Origin of the sequence: Maribellus luteus (assembly GCF_003576475.1) — a bacterium.
Classification (GTDB): Bacteria; Bacteroidota; Bacteroidia; order Bacteroidales; family Prolixibacteraceae; genus Draconibacterium; species Draconibacterium luteum.
Window position 1 is genome coordinate 1 of record NZ_QWGR01000140.1, and the last position, 615, is coordinate 615.

At 48.6% G+C, this 615-nt stretch carries 1 protein-coding gene; it reads left to right on the forward strand.

All coding sequences use genetic code 11. The annotated features are described in order from the left end of the window. The coding region (locus D1614_RS24240) for an ROK family protein (protein WP_147384391.1) at positions 1 to 615 on the forward strand (615 nt) is incomplete at both ends.

The window sequence follows — 615 nt, forward strand, 5'->3', positions numbered from 1 at the left end:
GATACCCATGTTTTGGGGCTTGCAGAACAGTATTTCGGAAAAGCACGAAACATTCAAAATGCCTTTGTGCTGAATCTCAGCCGCGGAATGGGGCTTGCCATCATTTCAAACGGCGAAATTATTGGCGGTGAACAAGGATTTGCCGGAGAATTCGGACACATACAACTGGGCGATTCCAACCGTCTTTGTTTGTGCGGAAAACGCGGGTGCCTCGGAACCGAAGTTGGCGGACATGCCCTGGAACAAAACTTCCAGGAGCACATCGAACAAGGAGAAACCTCGCTATTGACCACGAACAAAAACTTATCTGAAATAAAATACCAGGACATATTAAAAGCAGCTTCGGAAGGAGACGCTCTGTCCATTTCGCTTACCCACAACATTGGGTTTAAACTGGGAAAAGCACTCGGGAATATGATCAACCTTCTGAACCCGGGAATCATTATCATTGGCGGCGGTTTTACCCTGGCCCGGGACATCCTCACGGATTCCGTTAAGTCGGGAATGACCCACACCGCCTTGTCGCTTCCTCTTCGCAACTGCGAACTGATGTTCTCTTCTGCCGAAGATGCAACCATCAAAGGAGCGGGCGCCATTGTTTTTAATCAGCTACAA